Origin of the sequence: Brenneria sp. g21c3 (assembly GCF_040240345.1) — a bacterium.
In the GTDB taxonomy this organism is placed as follows: Bacteria; Pseudomonadota; Gammaproteobacteria; order Enterobacterales; family Enterobacteriaceae; genus Brenneria.
Window position 1 is genome coordinate 339,968 of record NZ_JBEIAB010000005.1, and the last position, 22,075, is coordinate 362,042.

General features: G+C 55.6%; 17 protein-coding genes and 1 pseudogene. 5 read left to right on the top strand and 13 right to left on the bottom strand.

Translation table 11 applies throughout. From position 1 onward, the window contains the following. Positions 1–3: 3 nt before the first annotated feature. Complete coding sequence (locus tag ABRZ28_RS10920) at positions 4–753, top strand: oligogalacturonate-specific porin KdgM family protein (protein WP_330520254.1); 750 nt, start codon at positions 4–6, stop codon at positions 751–753. 52 nt (positions 754–805) lie between these two features. On the opposite strand, the gene actP is transcribed toward ABRZ28_RS10920, so the two are convergent. The 3 genes from actP to acs form a co-directional block, all read right to left on the bottom strand. Next, positions 806–2,464, bottom strand: coding sequence for a cation/acetate symporter ActP (gene actP, locus ABRZ28_RS10925; RefSeq protein WP_319604241.1), 1,659 nt, complete (start codon positions 2,462–2,464; stop codon positions 806–808). Then, a complete protein-coding gene (locus ABRZ28_RS10930) occupies positions 2,461–2,772 on the bottom strand; it encodes a DUF485 domain-containing protein (protein WP_330520255.1) in 312 nt (103 codons plus the stop codon). Before ABRZ28_RS10930 ends, actP begins: the two co-directional genes overlap by 4 nt. Positions 2,773–2,867: 95 nt before the next feature. Next, positions 2,868–4,829 (bottom strand): acetate--CoA ligase, encoded by a 1,962-nt coding sequence (gene acs / locus ABRZ28_RS10935; protein WP_330520256.1) that lies wholly within the window; start codon positions 4,827–4,829, stop codon positions 2,868–2,870. A 703-nt stretch (positions 4,830–5,532) separates the two neighbouring features. On the opposite strand from acs, the gene ABRZ28_RS10940 reads away from it, so the two are divergent. After that, on the top strand, positions 5,533–5,919 hold the full coding sequence (locus ABRZ28_RS10940) for a transcriptional regulator (protein WP_319604283.1): 387 nt from the start codon (positions 5,533–5,535) through the stop codon (positions 5,917–5,919). Positions 5,920–7,164: 1,245 nt separating this feature from the next. Further along, positions 7,165–8,175: an AI-2E family transporter gene (locus ABRZ28_RS10945; RefSeq protein WP_330520257.1), complete on the top strand. Its 1,011-nt coding sequence runs from the start codon at positions 7,165–7,167 to the stop codon at positions 8,173–8,175. 42 nt (positions 8,176–8,217) lie between these two features. Here the strand turns inward: ABRZ28_RS10945 and ABRZ28_RS10950 are convergent, their stop codons facing one another. From ABRZ28_RS10950 to ABRZ28_RS10990, 9 genes are all read right to left on the bottom strand, one after another. Then, the gene (locus ABRZ28_RS10950) at positions 8,218–8,568 is read right to left on the bottom strand and encodes a hypothetical protein (protein WP_319604245.1); all 351 of its coding nucleotides are present in this window, start codon (positions 8,566–8,568) and stop codon (positions 8,218–8,220) included. A 14-nt stretch (positions 8,569–8,582) separates the two neighbouring features. After that, complete coding sequence (locus ABRZ28_RS10955; RefSeq protein ID WP_330520258.1) at positions 8,583–9,275, bottom strand: HlyD family secretion protein; 693 nt, start codon at positions 9,273–9,275, stop codon at positions 8,583–8,585. Continuing rightward, positions 9,272–9,682, bottom strand: a complete 411-nt coding sequence (locus ABRZ28_RS10960; protein WP_319604247.1) for a MarR family winged helix-turn-helix transcriptional regulator — start codon at positions 9,680–9,682, stop codon at positions 9,272–9,274. The genes ABRZ28_RS10955 and ABRZ28_RS10960 overlap by 4 nt, the downstream gene beginning before the upstream one ends. A gap of 299 nt (positions 9,683–9,981) precedes the next feature. Beyond that, positions 9,982–11,088 carry a L,D-transpeptidase family protein gene (locus tag ABRZ28_RS10965; protein WP_319604248.1) on the bottom strand — a complete coding sequence of 369 codons (1,107 nt, stop codon included), beginning with the start codon at positions 11,086–11,088 and terminating at the stop codon, positions 9,982–9,984. Positions 11,089–11,314: 226 nt separating this feature from the next. Then, the gene (locus ABRZ28_RS10970) at positions 11,315–12,121 is read right to left on the bottom strand and encodes an amino acid ABC transporter ATP-binding protein (RefSeq protein WP_319604249.1); all 807 of its coding nucleotides are present in this window, start codon (positions 12,119–12,121) and stop codon (positions 11,315–11,317) included. Then, on the bottom strand, positions 12,118–13,077 hold the full coding sequence (locus tag ABRZ28_RS10975) for an amino acid ABC transporter permease (RefSeq protein WP_413556165.1): 960 nt from the start codon (positions 13,075–13,077) through the stop codon (positions 12,118–12,120). Before ABRZ28_RS10975 ends, ABRZ28_RS10970 begins: the two co-directional genes overlap by 4 nt. Positions 13,078–13,087: 10 nt before the next feature. Beyond that, on the bottom strand, positions 13,088–13,981 hold the full coding sequence (locus tag ABRZ28_RS10980) for an ABC transporter substrate-binding protein (protein ID WP_319604251.1): 894 nt from the start codon (positions 13,979–13,981) through the stop codon (positions 13,088–13,090). 80 nt (positions 13,982–14,061) lie between these two features. Then, a complete protein-coding gene (locus ABRZ28_RS10985; RefSeq protein ID WP_330520259.1) occupies positions 14,062–14,856 on the bottom strand; it encodes a deaminated glutathione amidase in 795 nt (264 codons plus the stop codon). Positions 14,857–14,867: 11 nt separating this feature from the next. Continuing rightward, a complete protein-coding gene (locus ABRZ28_RS10990) occupies positions 14,868–15,839 on the bottom strand; it encodes a substrate-binding domain-containing protein (protein ID WP_330520260.1) in 972 nt (323 codons plus the stop codon). Between the two features lie 144 nt (positions 15,840–15,983). On the opposite strand from ABRZ28_RS10990, the gene ABRZ28_RS10995 reads away from it, so the two are divergent. Next, positions 15,984–17,315, top strand: coding sequence for an aminotransferase class I/II-fold pyridoxal phosphate-dependent enzyme (locus tag ABRZ28_RS10995; RefSeq protein WP_330520261.1), 1,332 nt, complete (start codon positions 15,984–15,986; stop codon positions 17,313–17,315). Between the two features lie 273 nt (positions 17,316–17,588). Then, positions 17,589–17,986: pseudogene (locus ABRZ28_RS11005) on the top strand (type II TA system antitoxin MqsA family protein). A gap of 492 nt (positions 17,987–18,478) precedes the next feature. Here the strand turns inward: ABRZ28_RS11005 and nifJ are convergent. Then, positions 18,479–22,012, bottom strand: coding sequence for a pyruvate:ferredoxin (flavodoxin) oxidoreductase (gene nifJ / locus ABRZ28_RS11010; protein WP_330520262.1), 3,534 nt, complete (start codon positions 22,010–22,012; stop codon positions 18,479–18,481). Positions 22,013–22,075: the final 63 nt, after the last annotated feature.

A 22,075-nucleotide genomic window follows, 5' to 3' on the forward strand; every position in this document is an offset into this window, starting at 1 on the left:
ATAATGAAAAATTCAAATAAAGCATTGATTGCGGCTTCCCTGTCGCTGGTTTTCGTCGGGCAGGCGAGCGCCGATGTGGTATTAAGAAATGTGTCGATGGATTATCGGCATGAATACCGACTACGGGATCGGACGCACTACGATAAGCTGACGCTGGCGACGCAACTTCCCAATGATTTTTCATTCGCGGTGGAAACCAAATTTAAAACCGGCGGTTCCAACGTTAAGGATAAGGCCTATAAAGATCCGGTATTAAATGCGGTGGAAATGACGCTGGCGAAAAAATATCAGTTTGGCAACTGGACGATATCGCCGTTATTTCAGCCGGAGTTTAATTCCACTCGCACCGAGTGGAAATTCGGCGTGTCGCCCTGGTATAAAATTAATGACAGCTGGTCGGTCGGCGGGTTATATCGTCTGGAGTTGACCGATTATGCGCATGACAGCGAATGTACCAAAGTGGGGACGGTGTGTACCACCAATAAGCATCGCACCGTTAATCGGGTAGACGGTTATTTACGTTATCGAAACGGCGATCTGACCACCACCTATAAGATTATCTTTCAGCACGGCGATGAAAACTTATTCGCCAAAAAGAAAAATAATTATGAACAGGAGCTACAGTTCAATTATGCGCTGGGCGATAAAAAGGAGTGGAGTCCCTATATCAGCTTTGGCGATATCAATCGTTCTTCCCAATCCAGCGAGCGGCAACTTCGGCTGCGTGCCGGGGTAGCTTATACCTTTAAATAACCGCATCAAAACACAGGGCGCCCGGTGAAGCATGCCGGGCGCCCTGCATTTATTAATGCGCGCCGCTGCGCGAGGCGCCGACCCCGGTCTGGGAACGCACGAACTGCGAATGGAAGCGGGCGCGATCCTGCTGGCCGCTTGCCGAGCGATCCGTTATCGAGAACAGCCAGATGCCGATAAAGGCCGCCAGCATCGAGAACAGCGCCGGATATTCATACGGATAGATAGGCGTCGCGTGGCCGAGGATTTTCACCCACACCGTCGGCCCCAGGATCATCAGGATCACCGCCGTCAGCAACCCGGCCCAGCCGCCCACCATCGCGCCGCGGGTGGTGAGTTTCGACCAGTACATCGACAGCAGAATAATCGGGAAGTTACAGCTGGCGGCGATGGAGAAGGCCAGCCCCACCATAAAGGCGATGTTCTGATTTTCAAACAGAATGCCGAGCGCGATGGCGACGATGCCCAGCACCAGCACGGTGATTTTCGACACTTTCAGCTCATTACGCTCGGTGGCTTTCCCTTTCTTGATGACGTGGGAATAGAGGTCGTGGGAAACCGCCGAAGCGCCCGCCAGCGTTAACCCCGCCACCACCGCCAGAATGGTGGCGAAGGCGACGGCGGAGATAAAGCCGAGGAAGAAGTTGCCGCCCACCGCGTCCGCCAGATGCACCGCCGCCATGTTGTTGCCGCCGATAAGCTGGCCGGTCGCATCCTTAAAGTCCGGGTTGGCGCTGACCAGCAGGATGGCGCCGAAGCCGATGATAAAGGTGAGAAAGTAGAAATAGCCCATAAAGCCGGTGGCGTAGAACACGCTTTTGCGCGCCTCTTTGGCGTCGCTCACGGTGAAGAAGCGCATCAGGATATGCGGCAAGCCGGCGGTGCCGAACATCAATCCCAGCCCCAGCGACAGCGCGGATATCGGGTCGGACACCAGTCCGCCGGGGCTCATGATGGCCGCCCCTTGCGGATGGACGGCCATCGCCTGCTTAAACAGGCCGTCGAAGCTGAAGTTGACGGCTTTCATCACCATCACCGCCATAAAGGTGGCGCCGAACAGCAGCAGCACCGCCTTGATGATCTGTACCCAGGTGGTGGCCAGCATGCCGCCGAACATCACATACATCACCATCAGGATCCCCACCAGCACCACCGCAATATGGTAGTTAAGGCCGAACAGCAGTTCGATCAGCTTGCCGGCGCCGACCATCTGGGCGATCAGGTACAGCGCCACCACCACCAGCGAGCCGCAGGCGGACAGGCTGCGAATCGGTCTCTGCCCTAGCCGGTATGAAGCCACGTCGGCAAAGGTGTAACGTCCCAGATTACGCAGGCGTTCGGCGATTAAAAACAGAATGATCGGCCAGCCGACCAGAAAACCGAGCGAGTAGATCAGGCCGTCATAGCCGGAGGTGTAAACCAGCGCCGAGATGCCGAGAAAGGACGCCGCCGACATATAGTCGCCGGCAATCGCCAGCCCGTTCTGAAAGCCGGTAATATTCCCCCCGGCGGTATAATAATCGCTGCGCGAGCGCGTGCGTTTGGAGGCCCAGTAGGTGATATACAGCGTGGCGCCGACAAACAGCAGGAACATCACGATGGCCTGAATATTCAGCGGCTGACGCTGAACGTCGCCGGTCAGGGCATCGGCGGCCAGCGCCGCCGGCGCTGAGGCGAGCAGCCCGAACAGCATAATAAGACGTGTATTCATGGCTTTACCTCATCCAGTAACCGTTTGGTCAGGCGATCGAATTCCCCGTTGGCGCGGTAGACATAGATGCCCGTCAGCACAAAGGAGGTCACAATCAAACCTACGCCCAGCGGGATGCCGCGGGTAATGCCGGAGCCGGGTGCTATCGGCGTTCCCAGCCAGCCCGGCGCGAAGGCGATCAGCAGAATAAAGCCGACGTAAAGCGCCAGCATGATAAGGGAAAGCAAGGCGGCGAAGCGCTGTCGTTTATTCACCAGTTCTCTGAACAGCGGGTTACTTTCAATCCGTTGATAAATGGCGTCATTCATCGTAAGTCTCCGGTAATCTGTTGGTGGGGCAGCGTTGTGTCAGGCCGTCGCTCCACCCGGCGCGTACGACGGGCGGGGCGAGTTTCGTCGGAGGATCATTGGGAAGCGGTGCTCATGGCCTGCTTTTCTTCCAGCAGCTTTTCGACCACGCCGGGATCGGCCAGCGTCGAGGTGTCTCCCAGGTTGCTGGTATCGCCGGCGGCGATTTTGCGCAGAATACGGCGCATGATCTTGCCCGATCGCGTTTTCGGCAACGAGTCGGTCCAGTGGAGTATGTCGGGGGTGGCGATCGGGCCGATTTCCTTGCGTACCCAGTTGCGAACTTCCTGATACAGCGCGCCGGAGGGCTCTTCGCCGTGATTCAGCGTGATATAGGCATAAATCGCCTGGCCTTTCAGGCTGTGCGGGATGCCCACCACCGCCGCTTCGGCGATTTTGGGATGAGCCACCAGCGCGGATTCGATTTCCGCCGTACCCAGCCGATGGCCGGATATGTTCAGCACGTCATCGACACGGCCGGTGATCCAGTAGTAGCCGTCTTCGTCGCGACGGGCGCCGTCGCCGCTGAAGTACATGCCTTTAAAAGTGGAAAAATAGGTTTGCTCGAAACGGTCGTGATCGCCGAACAGGGTGCGCGCCTGACCGGGCCAGGAGTCGGTAATCACCAGATTACCCTCGCTCGCGCCTTCCTGCGGATTGCCCAGATTATCCACCAGCGCCGGCTGAACGCCGAAGAAAGGGTAGGTCGCCGAACCGGGTTTGGTTTCGATGGCGCCGGGCAGCGGGGTGATCATCAAGCCGCCGGTTTCCGTCTGCCACCAGGTATCGACGATCGGACACTGGCCGTTGCCGATGGTATTGAAGTACCACTCCCAGGCTTCCGGGTTGATCGGCTCGCCGACGGAACCCATGATTTTCAGCGAAGCGCGCGAGGTGCCTTCGATGGCCTTGGCGCCTTCCGCCATCAGGGCGCGGATCGCCGTGGGGGCGGTGTAGAGAATATTAACCTGATGTTTATCGACCACCTGCGCCATGCGCCGGGCATCCGGCCAGTTGGGTACGCCTTCGAACATCAGCGTAACGGCGCCGCAGGCCAACGGGCCGTACAGCAGATAACTGTGGCCGGTGATCCAGCCGACGTCGGCGGTACACCAATAGATATCGCCCGGATGATAGTCAAAAACGTATTTGAAGGTCAGCGCGGCATACACCAGATAGCCGCCGGTGGTATGCAACACGCCTTTGGGCTTGCCGGTGGAACCGGATGTATAGAGGATAAACAGCGGATCTTCCGCGTTCATCTCCGTCGGCGGACAGCGATCGTCGGCCTGTTCGATCAGATCGTGCCACCAGCGATCGCGGTCGGCGAACCATTGCGTTTCTTTCCCGGTTCTGCGCAATACGATAACGTTGGTGATGGTGTCGACGCCCGGATTGTTCAGCGCTTCATCAATATTTTGCTTAAGCGGGATAACGCGTCCGGCGCGGATGCCCTCGTCGGCGGTAATCACCAGTTTGGCGCTGGAGTCGATGATGCGCCCGGCGATGGCTTCCGGGGAAAAACCGGCGAAAATCACCGAGTGAACGGCGCCGATGCGGGCGCAGGCCAGCATGGCCACCGCCGCTTCCGGCACCATCGGCATATAGATGGCGACCACATCGCCTTTTTTTATTCCCAGTGATTTCAGTGCATTAGAAAAACGGCAAACCGACTGGTAAAGCTCGCGGTAGGTAACCTTTTTACTTTCTTTGGCGTCGTCGCCCTCCCAGATTATCGCCGTCTGATCGCCGCGTTCGGCCAGATGACGATCGAGACAGTTGGCCGCCACGTTTAGCGTACCGTCTTCAAACCAGCGAATCCGAATATGACCGGGATCAAATGAGGTGTTTTTTACCTGCTGATAAGGTTTGATCCAATCAACAATTTTTCCCTGTTCGCGCCAGAAAGCGGCAGGATCGTCAATGGAATGCCGGTACATTTGTTGATATTGGTCGGCGTTTATCAGGGCATTTTCCGCAATGGCGGCTGGTATGGCGTGTTTATGATATTGAGTCATGTGCGCTTCTCCTTAACCATGTTAAGGATATGTCAACAAATGGTTAACGGTAGTGGACAAGTAAGCTTTGTTTCTTTTTTGAGCGACAGATCACGCAATGTGCCAGAAGCAATAAAGGCATGACTTGAAGAATAAGGTGAATAATTGAGGAAAATAAGTCACTTGCTAAATCTTGAGGTGCTACTGTTGGTGATATATGTCACACTATAAAAAATTATAAGAATTATTCCCTGTCGTGTTATGAATATAACGATCAATCTATTGTTTTCAATAGATTACATCTATTGTTATCAATGTTTTGATCGTCCTTTACGATCAAACCGTATAAAGATATCCTTTATTCCGCCGATAGTGACATGACTATTCAGGTTATATTTTTATCCGGAGTCGCTATTTGGAGTTATCTGATTATCAGTTGACGAAATGTATGGATAATCGGCATGTATTTCAGGCTTCTTCATTAAGGTCGTCAAGCCATCGATTAGAAATAGATGTAAATGGTTTGAGTATCGGACAGGAAAATCCGCTTTTTATTTTTTGTTTTTTATTCAGCAGGATCCGGTTTTCAGAACTAAACAACTTAGATAATTACATTATGCCGGAGCACCCCTGGGGATGCCGGTGAGTTGAGTGCTTATCGTTAGGCGGTTGCCGTTTGGATTTTGTCGTCAGCCTTTACCGATACATGAAGCAGAGGGAAATAATGAGTCTGATATTCGGCCGGAACGAGATCATAGGCATGCTCAGCCAACCCGTTCAGAATGAACGGCGGGCTGTCGCAGTTATTGATGAGTCGTGCAAAGTTGTTTGCGCCAACTCTGCTTTCAATGCGCATTTCGGGCTGCGTACTGAAATGAATACCCCGATCTCTATCGATGACGTCCTGCCGATTAGCGTGAAGTTCGCTTACCAAAATTTTATGATGGACTCCAATGTATTAAGCACGCATGTCGTGTCGGATCTGTTGTCCGACGGCTTTACGAAAAAGCGGCTTGGGACGTTATCCTTTTCCAAACTGAATGTTGGGAATCGCGTGCTATCGCTGTTGATCCTCAATCAGGACGAGCCCTCCGCGGACCTGGTTTCTTAAGCGCGGAGCATTGCTGGTTACCCGCCTGTCGTCGGTGATTGCAGCGCTCGCTGCAATCCGCTCTCCTGATAAGCGTAAAGTCAGATGCGATGCGCAGTGATGTCAGTAACGTTAATTGTATTGGTATTGTAATGGTTGCTTCTTTTTTTTCACGTCAGCGTTTTTTAGCCTGAAATCTATAATCAGGACTTATTAATCCGCTTTGCAGCGCGGCAAAAGGTTAATCGTTTCCTGCCCTATACTTTTATCCGCCAACGGGTTTGAGACATAAAGCCGTTCCAATGACTATTGATATTCGTGTCCTGACAAAAAATAATCAACCAGGAAGAGACAGGATGGGTTGCCAGACGATATTGAGGTTAATTTTTTAAAAAATGATTAATTATTTTTGATTTATTTGTTTGTTAAGAAGTTTCTTAAATGCGGAGCTGTCATTGCGTTGTTTGCCGTCGCCTGTTTTTTTAAAAAAGCATTTTTTGATAAATATTGGATGCGGCGTATTCATCGATTTCTGAAGACCTTTATTATTCTTCCCGCGCTTCTGTATCGTCCAGATTGCGTGACGGCCATCCATCCCTGAGAGTTTCTTATGCTTTTATCGCTTTGATAGTTCAAGCGGCAGGGCGTTGGCTATATTACTCGCGCTGTCCTGGGCCTCGTCTGGCGTGGTCGCAGAAATCGACGGTGGTTAGTCCGCACGAAACCCGCACTGCGCTGGCGACATTCCTTTACCCGATTGACTCGAATTATGTTGGGTATGATTTCTCAATTGTTAATTTTTGTCATTTCTGAGAAGCCGCCCCGGGGGGATTATGGCTGACATGCGCCTGATTGCTATATATGCATACAATTAAAGAGCATGTTATTAACATTTCATCTTCCCCTAACATTCTGAAAACGATGCGGCCCGTGAGTGTTCGTTTATGTCGTTGCGCCAGCGCTGCGGCGATGCTCTCTGCAATGATAATTAATTCTAATATGAAGCGGCGAGCTACCTTGTTGTTGCGCTATGGCGGCGATGCTCGAGTTGCTTCATCGGGTTTTAAGCTTATATTCATATGCGGCGACTGGCAGGCGGATGGCGGCCAATAAAAAACCCGCTGGCGTTTCTATGCTAAAACGCGAAGAATAAGTCGTCTCGCAGCCGAAACCGCGCCGCTCGTTCCATACCTTTCATGCTGAAATTTATTGAGTATTTCCGCATTTTTACCTTTAGCTTTGGTTTTACGTATACAGGACGTCATCATGCAGTTACTGAATCTGAAACAAGCTCGATTTTTGAGCTTTTTCTTTATTATGGGGGGCTTGTTACTGTTGTTGCCCTTGCGTCTGTTGGCTTGTTTTATCGCCGGTTTTCTGGTTTATGAGATCGTCAATCTGCTGACGCCGTATTTTCAGAAAGTGATTAGCGGCAAACGAGCCAGATGGATGGTGGTGGCGATTATCAGTACGTTAGTGGTCAGCTTACTGAGCCTGCTTTTCGGCAGTCTGGTGGGCCTGCTGATGCAGGAAATGAAAGACACCGCGGCATTTAATACGCGTATTGCCTACATCCTCAACGATATCCAGCAGCAACTGATGGTGTATTTACCGGGATATTTGCCGGTCAGCGTGGAAGAACTGCAACATGAGTTTTTGCAGTGGGTACAGCAGCATATCGCGATCCTGCAAAATATGGGGAAAAGCTTCCTGCACGGTTTTGTCACCATGCTGATCGGGATGGTGCTGGGGGCGATTATCTCTTTGTATAATGTGGAAAATAACGATGATAAACCGCTGCTGAAGGCGGAATTGCTGCGCCGGGTCGCGCTGTTGTCCGCGTCATTCCGCAACATCGTTTTCGCCCAGGTAAAAATTTCGCTGGTGAATACCGTGTTGTCCGCCATTTTCATCCTTGGCGTGTTTCCCTGTTTCGGCGTTCACCTGCCATTCTCTAAGACGCTGGTGGTGTTGACGTTTGTTTTCGGTTTGTTGCCGGTGATTGGCAATTTGATCTCCAACTCCATCGTCTTTATTTCCGCTTTATCCATCTCCCTGCCGATCGCGCTGATTGCGCTGGTGTACCTGATGCTGATTCATAAGCTGGAGTATTTCCTCAATGCGCAGATTGTCGGCACCCGCATCAAGGCCCACGCCTGGGAGATCTTGCTGGCGATGCTGGTATTCGAAGCGGCGTTCGGCCTGTCCGGCGTGATTGCCGCGCCGATTTATTACGCTTACCTGAAGAGCGAGCTGAAAGAGGCGTCATTGATTTAAGCCGGAAGGTTGCAGGCAGCCGCCTGCAACCTGATGACGGTATTACCGCTCGTCGGGGATGGCTTTCAATCTTGAGACGCGGCCGCGAATAAACAACGCGGGGATTATCGCGGCGAAGAAGCACATCGCCACCATGTAAAAGCCATCCTGATAGGCGAACATCTGTGCTTTAGACGCCAGCGTGCGTTGCATAAATTCCATGACGCCGGGATTGGCGCCGAGCGGTTCGCCAAACGGGTTGCCCCAATGGGCGTATAACCCGTTGAGCTGACGGATGGCGTCCGTACCGACGGCATTGCCCCGAGTCAGCGATTCAGCCAGTATCTCCCCGTGCAAGGCGCCGCGGCGTTCAATAAAGACCGACAGCAGGTTTACCCCCAGCGCGCCCCCCAACTGACGGATAAAGTTCAGGCTGCCCGCGCCCAGTACGCTGCCCAGCAGGCATCCACCGCAATATCGACTTTTTGTCCGACTTTAACCTTTTCGATGGCCGTTTCTTTGATATTGGCTTCAACCCACAGATTCAGGGGATCGTGTACCATCATGACCCACTGCCCCTCCTGAATGTAATCGCCGACGTTGCCGAACGTCCGATCCACCACGCCGTTCACCGGCGATCGCAGCGCGCGATCGGCGATGTCCTGCTTCAATTGATCCGCCTGAGCCAGCAAAGCGAGCCGCTGCCGGCGTTCCATCTCGATTTGCCGATCCAGCGCCGTCAGGTCATTGCGCGGCGCCTGTCGGGATACCCGCTGCGCCCGGCTGTAATCGATCTGCGCATCCGCGGCGGCCAGGCTGCCTTCCAGCGCCGCCAGCCGAAGTTTGGCGTCCCGGTCGTCGATCTGCGCCAGGATCTGATCTTTTTTGATCTCATCGCCGTCGATCACCGGACGCGCGGTTAGCCATCCGCTTTCCCGGCTGGCGAGGGAGATGACTTCGCCGACGATATGCGCATCGCTCTCGTTAATATGCGTCAGGCGCTGGTGCAGCCAGAAAACCAGCCAGATCAAGACGAGCGTCAGGATCAATAGGCCGGACAACAGCATGATCCGGCGGCGGCGATGCCAATGCTGGAATGAACGGACAAATTTGCTGCTCATATATCGCTTCGTTCAATAGCGGACAGGTTGGCGATGACGTGTTCCACGGCTTGATTCACCTGGGCGATGTTTTCTTCGCTGAGGCCGTTTAAGGCTTTGATTCGCACCTGCCTGGCGATGTCCTCAACATTTTTGACCTGTTCGACGCCCTGCGGGGTGAGATGGATTTCCTTAATCCGGCGGTCCGCTCCTTCGCGGCGTTCGATCAGCCCCTGCTTTTGCAGATTGTCCAATAGCCGGACGACGGCGGAAGCTTCAAAGCCGATGGCTTCCGCCAGTTCCTTTTGATTCATGGGCGTCGTTGAGCGGGAGATATGCAGCAGCGGTAGCCAGGTGGCTTGCGTCAGCCCGTAAGGCTGTAATTCTCTATCGATAACGCGACGCCATAGACGAGTGCTATGTCCCATCAGGAGCGCGAATCGGCGACGTGGGGAGGATTTCGCTATAGACATTAGGGGATATGATTATTAATTGACATGTCAACTAATTATCTATGCAACTAATGACATGTCAATTAATTTTATTGAAGCCCGCAGCCGGCGTTCTGGATTTGGCACCGCCCCTTCGCAGGGGCGGGATTAAGCTCCTCCCCCTGACAAGGGGGAGGCTGGGAGGGGGTAGCAACAGGCGCTGTCGGCGCAGTGATTGACCCCACCCCGACTCTCCCCTTCGCAGGGGCGGGAGTCGGTGATGGAGCTTGCGTCGATCAGGAATGGCTGGCGCTGGATTCTGGTTCGGCAATATCCATTTCGGCGTCGCTGTTTTCCTGCTCCGGGGAATCTTGCTCTTGCGCCGCGTTGTCCTCAACGACATTCTCTTGCCACGGCGTTTCCGGCGCGGCCTCAGGTTCATCGGCCGATTCAATCGGCGCCGCCAGCGGGGACTCCTCTTCGCTCAGTCCGTTGATTTTGGTCGGGATACCGCTGCGTAGCTGAAGCGCTTTGTCGAGCTGGCTCTGATTGGTGCTGGCATCGGCGACCACTTTGCCGACGCTGGCGCTAATGGTCAGCGGCGCGGGCGCGTCGGAGTTAAACTCTTCTATCGTTCGCGACAGCGGATGGTGTACTTCCACATAGCGGGAACCGTCCGGTTCCACCGTGGCCTTGATCGGTTCGTTGATGAACTGTACGCGCGTGCCGACCGGGACGTTGTCGAACAGATATTTAATATCGTCCGCCCGTAAACGCACGCAGCCGTGGCTGACGCGCAGACCGATGCCAAAATTGGCGTTGGTGCCGTGGATGGCGTACAGACGGCCGATATAGAGCGCGTAAAGCCCCATCGGGTTGTCCGGGCCGGCCGGGAACACTTTCTGCAAGGTTTCGCCGCGGGCGGCGTATTCCGCATGCATCGCGGCGGTCGGCGTCCAGGTCGGGCCGGCTTTTTTACGCTGCACGGAGGTGATCCAGTTAATCGGCGTATCTTTACCTAACTCGCCAATGCCAATCGGCAACACCACGACGGTTTTGCTGCCTTTGGGATAGTAATATAAACGCATTTCAGCGCTGTTAATCACGATGCCTTCACGCGGCGCGTTCGGCAGAATCAACTGATGGGGAATAACCAGCGTGCTGCCCGGCGTCGGCAGGTAAGCGTCAACGCCTGGGTTGGCTTCCATCATATTGCTCAGTCCCATTTGATACTGGGCGGCAAAATGTTCCAACGGCAGCGTACTGTCCGACGGGATAGTAATTTCCAGATTTTCTCCCACCAGTCGGCTATTGGCCGCCGGCAGAGGATAGACAACGGCAAAGGCGGCCTGGCTGAATGCCGCAGCAGCTACAACCAGAGTTAGGATCGCGCGAATACTCATTTTCATGTCTTTATTAGAAGGATAAATGCCATACCAGAAAGACGATATCTGGTTTGTTCTGGGTTCATGAACCGGATGCGCATTATATGTGCAGAATGGCGCCGGAGGGAAATAACATGTGTAACTAATCACACATTTTTTGCAACCAGCCAAGGATGTTCTTACTTGTTTTGTCGACGCGATCGAAAAAACACGGCGATATTCCATCACCGTGTTCCGGTTTGTGTTAAATAAAACGGCTGAGAAATGCCTGGGTGCGCGGATGCTGCGGATTGACCAGAACATCCTCCGGCTTGCCCTGTTCCACCACCACGCCCTGATCCATGAAAACCACCCGGTCCGCGGCTTCCTTGGCAAAACCGATTTCATGCGTCACCACAATCATGGTTAACCCCTGCAACGCCAGGTCTTTCATGGTGGATAACACTTCGCCCACCAGCTCGGGGTCCAGCGCGGAGGTCGGTTCGTCAAACAGCATCAGTTTGGGGCGAATGGCCAGCGCCCGCGCGATGGCGACGCGCTGCTGTTGTCCGCCGGACAGATGGCGGGGATAGGCGTCCGCTTTATGGCTGAGCCCGACGCGCTCAAGCAGTTCCAGCGCATAGGCCCGCGCTTGCTGACGGTTTTGCTTATGAACGCCAATCGGCGCTTCAATGATGTTTTGCAGCACGGTCATGTGGGGGTAAAGGTTAAATTGCTGAAAAACCATCCCGATCTCGCTGCGCTGATGGGCGATCTCACGGGGCGACAACGGATAGAGTTTCCCTCCCCGCAGTTGATAACCGATCTGTTCGTCGCCCATCATGATATAGCCTTCGTCCATCTCTTCCAGATGGTTGATACAGCGCAGGAAGGTCGATTTTCCTGAACCGGAGGGACCCAGAACCACCACCACTTCACCGGCGTGGACATCTAAATCGATGCCCTTCAGAACGTGGTTATCGCCAAAATGCTTATGGACGTTGCGCGCCTTTATCAGCGGCCGATCGCCGGTCAGTACGGTTTCCTCGGCGGATAGATGAAGTTTAGTCATGGGGTTGGTTGGTCCTTACCGATCGCATCATTCAACACATTCGCTTTTGCCGGCCCGGTGCGGCGGGTTTCCGACGCCGGGCGGCGAATGCCGCGCGAATAGTAACGTTCAATGGCGGATTGGCCGATATTCAGCAGAGAGGTGATAAATAAATACCAGATAACCGCGACCATCAGCATCGGGATCACTTCAAACGTACGGTTATAGATGGCCTGTACCGAGTAAAGCAGATCGCCCATCGCAATCACGCTGACCAGCGATGTCGCTTTAATCATGCTGATTAACTGGTTGCCGGTCGGCGGTATAATGGCGCGCATCGCCTGGGGAATGATGATCCGTCGCAGCGCGCGGCTCCGGCTCATGCCAAAGGCCTGACTGGTTTCCACCTGACCATTATCCACGGACAGCAGTCCGCCGCGGATGATTTCCGCCATATAGGCGGCTTCGTTCAGCGCCAGACCGGCAATCGCCGCCGTCAGCGGCGTGATCAGGTCATTGGTGTTCCAACTTATCCACTCCGGTCCGAACGGGATGCCCAGCGATACCCGAGGGAAAAGGGTGGAGAGGTTGTACCAGAAAATCAGCTGTACCAGCAGCGGCGTACCACGGAAAAACCAGATATAAAGGCCGGAAAGCCCGCTCAGCAGCACGTTCGAAGACAGCCGGGCTATCGCCAGCAGCAGGCCGAGCGCCACGCCGATCGCCATGGAAACCACCGTCAGCCCCAGGGTAACGCTTAAGCCCTCCATAATGGTTTTTTCAGTGAACCACTGATAAACCACGGGCCACTCAAAGTTTTTATTGGTGCTGACTGACCATATAACATAAGCCGCGATAATCAGCGTGAACGCCCATGACAGCCGCTGTCTGACGCGGCTGGGCGGTTGGGCTCTGGCTACATTTCTCAGCGCATCCACAGTCGAAGAATTCCTCTTGTTGTCGATGTTATGACTCATAACGGCAGCGTTACTGTTTTCCCGCCAGGTTAATGCCCGGCGCCGGCAGCATGTTTCCTTCCAGATGCCATTTTTTCATGATGGCGGCGTAGGTGCCGTTATCAAACAGCAGTTGATAGGCTTGCAGAATAACCGGCGCCAGCGGGGAGTCTTTGGCGAAAACCGAACCTTGATACAGATCGGCAAAGCCGTTGTGCTGACCGGTGCCGGACAGTTCCAACTGGCCGTTGGTCTGATCGACAAAGTAGGTGAGCGGCGCCTGTGAAGAGAAGAACGCATCAGCTCGCCCTGATCGAACCGACAGGATGGACGTCGGCTGGTCGGTATAAGACTGGATCGCCACCGCCGGTTTGCCGGCGTCGGTACAGGCTTTCGACTGTTTCACTATCACCTGTTCCGCGGAGCCGCCGGCCATGACGGCGATACGCTTGCCGCAGGTATCGTCCAGCGTGTTGATTTTTTCCGGATTGCCGGAACGAACGGCAAACACCACGAACTCACGCACGAAATCGACGAAATCATTCTTTTCCTGACGCGCCGGGAAATCGCCAATCGGCCCGATGGCGAACTGATAGCGACCGGACTGAATGCCGCTCAGCAGGCTGGATAGGCCGCTGACGGAAGCGTGTTCGATTTTAACGCCCAGCACTTCGCCCAATGCCTTCGCCAGATCGGCGCTGGCGCCTTCCAGCGAGTGCGTGCCGCTGACGATTTCATACGGAGGAAAGGAGCCATTGTTCACGGCCTTGAGCACGCCGGCCTTTTTGATATCGTCCGGCAAACGGGCGCGCAGACCGTCATTCACCTGCTGGGGGGAAATCTCGGGCGTCGTCGCGGCGAATACGCCGGCAGAAAAGAGTAAACCTGTTAGCAGAGCCGTCTGCCCCAACTGTTTCATTTTCATCGCTCAATCTCCTTCGCCCTCTGGAAAGCAGGCTGCGTGTAGTGTTGATAATATTTATATGAAGTGAATAAAAAATCCCGTTACTCGTGCGACAAACGCGGCGTATCGAAACGGCGGTTAGCCAGCGCGGGGAGAACCTCCCGCGCATAGGAAAGGCGTTCGGGTTCTACATTAGCGTAGACCAGCGCCGGGACTTCCGGCGCCTGAACCACCACCACGCCCAACGGATCGACAACCATGCTGTTGCCGATATTTCTCACGCCGCATTCGCCGACCGCCACGACATAGGCGGTGTTTTCCAGCGCGCGGGCGCGAACCAGCAGTTCCCAATGGGACTCTTTCAGCGGCCCTTTGACCCAGGCGGCCGGCAGTACCAGAACCTGAGCGCCATCCAGCACCAAACGGCGGGCCAGTTCGGGGAAACGCACGTCATAACAGGTCATCAGGCCGACTTTCAGTCCGGCGACGTCGACCAGCGGCGGCACTTCATCGCCGGGGGTGACGTTTTCCGACTCCTGCATGGAAAACGCATCGTACAGATGCAATTTCTTATACTGGGCGATGATTTCGCCGTCGCGAATGGCAATCAGCACGTTCCAGACTTTTTCTGCGCCGTTCGGTACGTGAATGCTCATCATGGTGGTCATGCGGCTGCCTTTGCTGGCCGCCAGCAATTGGCTGACGAAAGGGCCGTCCAGCGGCTGAGCCGCGGTCAGCACCAGTTTGGGATCGGTAATATCCCGCGCCAATACGCCTTCCGGCAGCACCAGCAGGTCGGCGTCCGCCTGTTGTGCGTCCGACATCAGCTTCAGCGCGGTGACGACATTGTTTCGCCATTCGCGGTCAACGGCGAACTGTCCAAGTGCGACTTTCATATCAATCCCTCTTAATCTTCAGACAAAACAGAGGACGCCCACGGGAACAAGGCTTCCGGAGTCAGGCATTGCGCCGTTATCCCCTGTAAGTACAGTTCACTGGCGAAATCGGCAATCATGGTTTTATTGATGGCGAAACCATTGTCGTTCCAGTGAACGGGTAAGTCCTGAGCGGTGCGGCGCAGATCGTCCAACAACCAGGGCGTGGTATCGGCATACTTGATGCGCTTGCCCATCCACACCTTATACGACTGGTCGATGACCTCGCTGAGCGCCTGCGGCAGCCAGGGGTGTTCCGCCGCCAGCGCGGGTTTTATCGCCAGCACATGCATGCCCGGCACATAGCCGACCTGGTGGAAATAGTCGATTTCCGCCTGACGGAAATCGGGTTGCAACTGTCGTAAACCGGAGCCGCCGTTAAAAAATCCTTCCGGCATGAACGGGGTGAAGATGGCGTCCAGACCGCCGTTTTTCAGCAGCGTAATCAGCGGCTGCTCGCCCGACGCGGCTTCTATGCGTCCCGGCCGGCCGAATCCGGCCAGACGATCGACAATCGGATGCGCTTCCGTCAGACGGCCTACGTACCAGTAGGCATCGTCATTGCCGATGCCTTCACGGCGCAATAGCGCGCGCGTCCAGGTATTGCCGGAATCCTGCCAGCCCGTCAGGCCGATCTTTTTCCCCGCCAACTGCGACAGCTCGGTCAGCGGACTGTCCTGCGTGGTCAGAATGCAGCGCTGGCGGAAACCGCGCATCAGAAAGTGCGGCAGGGCGACTAAACTTTCATCGCCCTGAGCGCGGCTTTGCGCATAGCGGCTGAATGACACCTCGCCCGCATCGTACTGACTGCTGGTCGCCAGATTGTCCGGCAACGTACCGACCCGATCTATTTTTAGTTCAAACCCTTCTGGTTTGATATCGCCCAAGGCGAGTGGGGTGAAATAATCCCAATCCCTCACTGCCAGTCTAATTGTTATCGTCAACTTGGTGATTCCCTGGTGAAGGCGCGAGCTAACTCGCTCATAACAAATATGTCTGATATTTGCACATAATGTGCTTTTTTTTGATACTAGATCGATGTTCATACGTGTACAATAATATTTTTGTTATTGTACAAAATATTATTTATGACTAAACCAATCGATACCGGCTGGCTGGCTGAACAACTGCATAATCACAGTATCCGTGGCATTGCGATGGATATGTCGGCGCTGATCCGGGCAGGAAAAATTGAAATCGGCCGGCAGTTGCCGCCGGTAAGGGAACTGGCCGAAGCGCTGGGCGTGAGTCCGGCGACGATTTCCGCGGCCTGGAGCCAGCTGCGGCGACAAAAAGTGATTGCGGGGCGCGGCAGAACGGGCATGTGGGTGTCCGGTCAGCAGGTTTCCCCGCGGCCGGAGCGTTTTGAGAAGATCGGTAACTTTGGCGACACGATCATCGCCGATCTGACCTTGTCGGCGCCCGATCCCGCGCTGTTGCCGGATCTCGACGAAGCGCTGTTATATGGCGCCCGGGTTAAGAATTTAAATAGCTATCAGCGTACGCCGATCGTTCCCGAACTTGAGCAGCAGTTGCGCAACAACTGGCCGTATGCGGCGGAAGCGTTTATGACCGCTGACGGCGGGTTTGACGGCGTGAATCTGACCTTGCAGACGCTGATTTTCCCCGGCTCCACGGTGGTGATTGAAAGCCCGACCGCGGCGCGGCTGCTGGATTTGCTGGATCATATCGGCATCAACGCCATTCGGGTCGAATGCGATGAACATGGCCCGGTCATCGAGGCGCTGAAGCAGGCATTGCAGCATAATCCCGCCGCGTTTATCTACCAGCCAAGAACCCATTCGCATACCGGTCATTCGGTAAGCCCGGCGCGTATGGCGGCGATGGCCGCGCTGTTGGCGGATAACCCGATGACGATGATTATTGAAGACGACGGCGTCGGCGAGATCTCGTCCTATCCCGCGCTGAGCATGGGCGCGTACTATCCGGCGCAGACCATTTATATCCGTTCCTATTCCAAAGCCTATGGCCCCGATTTGCGTATGGCCGCAATCTCCGGTTCGGCGGAAGTCATCGGCAAGATCCAGTCCTTTCGTAATTTCGGCGCCGGCTGGAGCAGCCGGATACTGCAAGGCGCGCTGAGCTTTTTACTCGCCGACCGGAAAACGCAGCAGGGGATTGAACATGCCCGCGAGGTGTATCATCAGCGGCGGCAACGGCTGGCGAACGCGCTGGCGCGGCGGGGGATTTACGTTCCGGAAAACGACAGCCTGTGTATCTGGCTGCCGGTGCCGTCGGAGCGCTATGCGCTGATCACCATGGCCGCCCATGGCGTCGCCGTGCAGCCGGGAGAGCGGTTCGGCACCAAAAGCGGCCATTATGTGCGGCTCAGTATTTCGCAGTTGCAGGAATCGTTAATCGAGACGATTGCGGAAGCGGTAAGCCAGATTTATCGCTGATGGGCTGCCCGGCAACGGGTTACCTTTTATTTAAGGCCATCTACATGGATGTGGTATATGGAAAAACGAACACCCCATACTCGACTGCACGTCGTTAAGGCGCTAATCGCTCAGGGCAAGGTCAGGGCGACTAACACGGCGCTCAATGGCGCAGATTTACTGGGATTAGATTTTGACGGAATGTCTATCGCCCCAGGATTAACACCGTTGATCTCTATGTAAAAATCACGGTTATTGACGACTTGCTCATCGTCTCATTTAAGGAGAAATAATATGAAATGTCCTAACTGTGGCGGTGCCGAACTGATACAGGAAGCAAAAGATGTACCCTACTCATTTCGTGGAAAAAAACCATGTTGCCGGCCATAGAGGGATTGCACTGTCCGATCTGTCATGACGTCACGATGAACAAGGACGAGTCTGCGGCGTACCTGGCAAAAATCGTTGCTTTCAAAAATTCGGTTATCAAAGAAACGATTGAACCGGCGTACATTAGTCGTGTGCGTAAAAAGTTGGATTTGACGCAACGTGAAGCCAGCGCCATTTTTGGCGGCGGCGCGAATGCATTTTCCAGATATGAAACAGGCAAGGCACAACCTCATCCTTCCACGGTGAAATTACTGAAAGTTCTTGATCGTCATCCAGAATTGCTAGGTGAGATCCGTAGTTAAACGATAGCGGAGAGCACTGGCGACGCCTGTTGCTACCCCTCCCGGCCTCCCCCTTGTCAGCTGTCTCTTAGTCACATATTTACCGATAACGGTATATGTAGGCTCAGTGTTATTTCGTGCGCGAGAAGGCCGTCATTTCTCTGCGATGTCGCAGTACGCGCCCGACGCAGGGTGGTTCAAGCGCCACCACCCTACGAACCCGGGCTTGCGGCTAAATTATGCCGCTGCGCGGTGCCTTCGTCGGTATCAGGCTTAACGGATCGCTTGCGACACGTTCCCGACGTGGCGCAAGCTTTCGCCGCGTCCATGCGGCTCATCCTAAGCCTGCTATCTCCTCAGCATAATTTTTTACGCCGCGTAACAGCCAACCCCATCAGCGCTCCCGCATTTGTGTATAAGAGACAGCCCTTGTCAGGGGGAGGAGCCAACTCCCTCCCCTGTGAAGGGGAGGGTTGGGGTGGGGTTAGGACTCTGTCGCAAAGGATAGTCGCGTCACTCCTGCGGACTTTTCTCCGCTTTACCCGCCATCATGGTCAGGAAATCATAACGGCGGCGCAGATCGATTTCGGCCTCTTCGTAAAGCTGCGCCGTTTCTTCCGGCAGCATGTTGTTCAGGCGGCGGAAACGTTGCTCGTGCAGCAGGGTTTCGCTCAGGCTGTTTGACGGCGGACGGGAATCCGTCATCAATGCCGGTTTGCCTTCCTCGATGCGGCGCGGATCGAAGCGGTAGAGCGGCCAGAAGCCGGTGGCGGTCAACTGACGCATTTGATCGTGGCTGAACGCCAGGTCATATCCGTGCTCTTCGCAAGGGCTGTAGGCGATGATCAGCGACGGCCCCGGCCAGGCTTCCGCTTCCTGAATGGCTTTCACCGTCTGGTTCAACTGCGCGCCCAGCGATATCTGCGCTACATAAACGTGGCCGTACATCATGACGTTGATGCCCAGATCCTTGCGCGCCTTACGCTTGCCTTTCTCGCCGAACTTGGTGACGGCGCCCAGCGGCGTGGCTTTGGACTGTTGACCGCCGGTGTTGGAATAACACTGGGTATCGAGCACCAGCACGTTGACGTTTTCGCTCAGGCTCATGACGTGATCCAGACCGCCGTAGCCGATGTCGTAAGCCCAGCCGTCGCCGCCAATCAACCAGATGGATTTATCCACCAGATAGTCGGCTTCGGCGCTCAACGCCCTGGCCTGCTCATTGTCGAGGTCGGCCAATATCATACGCAGCTGTTCAATTTGCTGACGGCGCAGTTCCGGCGCTATCGACTCTTCCTGCAACGCCGCCACTAAATCATCCGGCAACTGCGGCGCCAGCTCATGCAGCAAGCGCACGGCGCGCTGGCGGTGTTGGTCGACGCTCAGGCGGAAGCCCAGGCCAAATTCGGCGTTGTCTTCGAACAGCGAATTCGCCCAGGCCGGTCCGCGTCCGTTGGCATCGGTGGTCCACGGCGTGGTGGGCAGATTGCCGCCATAAATAGAAGAGCAACCGGTGGCGTTGGCTACCAGCAGACGATCGCCGTACAACTGCGTCAGCAGTTTGATATACGGCGTTTCGCCGCAGCCGGAGCAGGCGCCGGAGTATTCAAACAACGGCGTAATCAACTGCGAGGTACGGATATCGATACGCTCCAGTTTGGCGCGATCCATTTCCGGCAGCGCCATAAAGAAGTCGAAGTTCTCTTTTTCGACCGCCAGATTATCCAGCCGGGATTCCATATTGATGGCTTTGATTTCCGGGTTCTGGCGATCTTTCGCCGGGCAGACTTCCACGCACAGGTTACAGCCGGTGCAATCTTCCGGCGCCACCTGCAAGACATATTTCTGACCGCGCATATCGCGGGCTTTCACGTCCAGCGATTGCAGCGACGCCGGCGCGTTGTCCATCGCTTCGGCCGGCACCACTTTAGCGCGGATGGCGGCGTGCGGGCAGGCGGCGACGCAGTGGTTGCACTGGGTACACAACTGCGGCTGCCACAGCGGGATCGCTTCGGCGATATTGCGTTTTTCCCATTTGGTGGTGCCGGTCGGCCAGGTGCCGTCGGGCGGCAGGGCGGAAACCGGCAGACTATCGCCTAAGCCGGCCAGCATGGCGGCGGTCACGGTTTTAACAAAGTCCGGCGCGGCGTCGGAAACCACCGGCGGGCGCTGCGGGCTGTCGGCATTGACGGCCTCCAGCGGTACCGCGGACAGCGCTTCCAGCGTGGCGCTCAGGGCGTTCCAGTTGCGCTCGACCAGTTCCTGACCTTTGCTGCCGTAGCTGGCGGCGATCGCCGAGCGCAGTTTTTCCAGCGCGACGTCGCCCGGCAGGATCTGCGACAGATGGAAGAACGCCATCTGCATCACGGTATTGATGCGCGCGCCCAGCTGGCATTCGCGGGCGATTTTGGCGGCGTTGATGCAGTACACCTTCGCCTGACGCTGGTTCAGCGCGGCCTGAACTTCCTGCGGCAGCCGATGCCACAGATCGTCGCTGGAATAGGGGGAGTTGATCAGAAATACGCCGCCGGGCTTCAGACGCTCGACCATGCTGTATTTGTCGATGAACTGCCACTGGTGACAGCCGACAAAGTCCGCCTGATCGATCAGATAGGCGGAATTGATGGGATGAGGGCCGACGCGCATGTGGGAGACGGTCAGGCTGCCGGCCTTTTTCGAGTCGTAGACGAAATAGCCCTGTACGAACAGCGGGGTGGTGTTGCCGACGATTTTAATCGAGTTTTTGGCGGCCGATACCGTGCCGTCGCTGCCCAGGCCATAGAACAACGCTTCCAGCGAGGCATTGCCCGGCAAATGCTCGACGGGCAACGGCAGCGACAGATTGGTCACGTCGTCATAGATGCCGACGGTAAAACGCGGTCTGGGGTTAGCAAGCGCTAACTCATTAAAGATCGCCTGCACGCACTGCGGGGTGAACTCTTTGGACGACAGGCCGTAACGCCCGCCGATCACCCGCGGCATAGACGCGCGTTCACCGGTGGAGAACGCCTCGGCCAGCGCGGTCATCACGTCCAGATAGAGCGGTTCCGCCAGCGCGCCCGGTTCTTTGGTGCGATCCAGCACGGCAATGCTTTTCGCCGTTTGCGGCACGACCGCCAGCAGATGGCTGGCGGAGAACGGGCGATACAGACGGACTTTCACCACGCCGACTTTTTCACCCAGCGTCAGCAGCCGATCGATCGCTTCTTCGCAGGTGCCGACGCCGGAGCCCATCAGGACGATAACGCGGGTGGCTTCAGGATGGCCGTAATACTCAAACGGGCGATACTGACGGCCGGTGACCTCGGCGAAGTCGTTCATCGCCTGTTCGACGTGCCGACAGCCGGCGTTATACCAGGAGTTGGTCGCCTCACGGGCCTGGAAGAACGTATCCGGATTGGACGCCGTGCCGCGGATCACCGGATGCTCAGGTGTAAGCGCTCGCTCACGGTGAGCCTCTATAGCCTGCTGAGGCAGCAGTCGGCGCAGGTCGTCATCGCTCAGCGGTTCAATCTTGTTGATTTCATGCGAGGTGCGGAAACCGTCGAAGAAATGGATAAACGGCAGCCGGCTGTTCAGGCTGGCCATCTGCGCGATCAGCGCGAAATCCTGCGCTTCCTGTACGTTGCTGGCGCAGAGCATGGCGCAGCCGGTCTGGCGTACGGCCATCACATCGGAGTGATCGCAGAAGATGGACAGCGAATGGGTGGCCACCGTGCGCGCCGCCACGTGCAGGACAAACGGCGTCAGCTCGCCGGCCAGCTTATACAACGTGGGGATCATCAGCAGCAGGCCCTGCGACGAGGTAAAGCTGGTCGCCATCGAACCGGTTTGCAACGCGCCGTGTACGGTGGCTATCGCGCCGCCCTCCGACTGCATTTCCACCACGCGCGGCGTATCTCCCCAGATATTTTTGTCGCCGTCGCTCGACCAGGCCGCGGCCTGTTCCGCCATGGTTGAACTTGGCGTGATGGGATAGATGGCGATGACCTCATTGGTCCGCCAGGCGACAGAAGCGACTGCGTTGTTACCGTCGGTGGTGATCATGACTTAGCCTTTTTGCTCACAGAATGAAATTCGATTTTTATTTGGGGAATTATCGCATCTCAA

What these genes read in the sequence shown, in the direction of transcription:
- ABRZ28_RS10920 (WP_330520254.1), top strand. Translation starts at nt 4, where the DNA reads ATGAAAAATTCAAATAAAGCATTGATTGCGGCTTCCCTGTCGCTGGTT.
- actP (WP_319604241.1), bottom strand. Translation starts at nt 2,464, where the DNA reads ATGAATACACGTCTTATTATGCTGTTCGGGCTGCTCGCCTCAGCGCCG.
- ABRZ28_RS10930 (WP_330520255.1), bottom strand. Translation starts at nt 2,772, where the DNA reads ATGAATGACGCCATTTATCAACGGATTGAAAGTAACCCGCTGTTCAGA.
- acs (WP_330520256.1), bottom strand. Translation starts at nt 4,829, where the DNA reads ATGACTCAATATCATAAACACGCCATACCAGCCGCCATTGCGGAAAAT.
- ABRZ28_RS10940 (WP_319604283.1), top strand. Translation starts at nt 5,533, where the DNA reads ATGAGTCTGATATTCGGCCGGAACGAGATCATAGGCATGCTCAGCCAA.
- ABRZ28_RS10945 (WP_330520257.1), top strand. Translation starts at nt 7,165, where the DNA reads ATGCAGTTACTGAATCTGAAACAAGCTCGATTTTTGAGCTTTTTCTTT.
- ABRZ28_RS10955 (WP_330520258.1), bottom strand. Translation starts at nt 9,275, where the DNA reads ATGAGCAGCAAATTTGTCCGTTCATTCCAGCATTGGCATCGCCGCCGC.
- ABRZ28_RS10960 (WP_319604247.1), bottom strand. Translation starts at nt 9,682, where the DNA reads ATGGGACATAGCACTCGTCTATGGCGTCGCGTTATCGATAGAGAATTA.
- ABRZ28_RS10965 (WP_319604248.1), bottom strand. Translation starts at nt 11,088, where the DNA reads ATGAGTATTCGCGCGATCCTAACTCTGGTTGTAGCTGCTGCGGCATTC.
- ABRZ28_RS10970 (WP_319604249.1), bottom strand. Translation starts at nt 12,121, where the DNA reads ATGACTAAACTTCATCTATCCGCCGAGGAAACCGTACTGACCGGCGAT.
- ABRZ28_RS10975 (WP_413556165.1), bottom strand. Translation starts at nt 13,077, where the DNA reads ATGAGTCATAACATCGACAACAAGAGGAATTCTTCGACTGTGGATGCG.
- ABRZ28_RS10980 (WP_319604251.1), bottom strand. Translation starts at nt 13,981, where the DNA reads ATGAAAATGAAACAGTTGGGGCAGACGGCTCTGCTAACAGGTTTACTC.
- ABRZ28_RS10985 (WP_330520259.1), bottom strand. Translation starts at nt 14,856, where the DNA reads ATGAAAGTCGCACTTGGACAGTTCGCCGTTGACCGCGAATGGCGAAAC.
- ABRZ28_RS10995 (WP_330520261.1), top strand. Translation starts at nt 15,984, where the DNA reads ATGACTAAACCAATCGATACCGGCTGGCTGGCTGAACAACTGCATAAT.
- nifJ (WP_330520262.1), bottom strand. Translation starts at nt 22,012, where the DNA reads ATGATCACCACCGACGGTAACAACGCAGTCGCTTCTGTCGCCTGGCGG.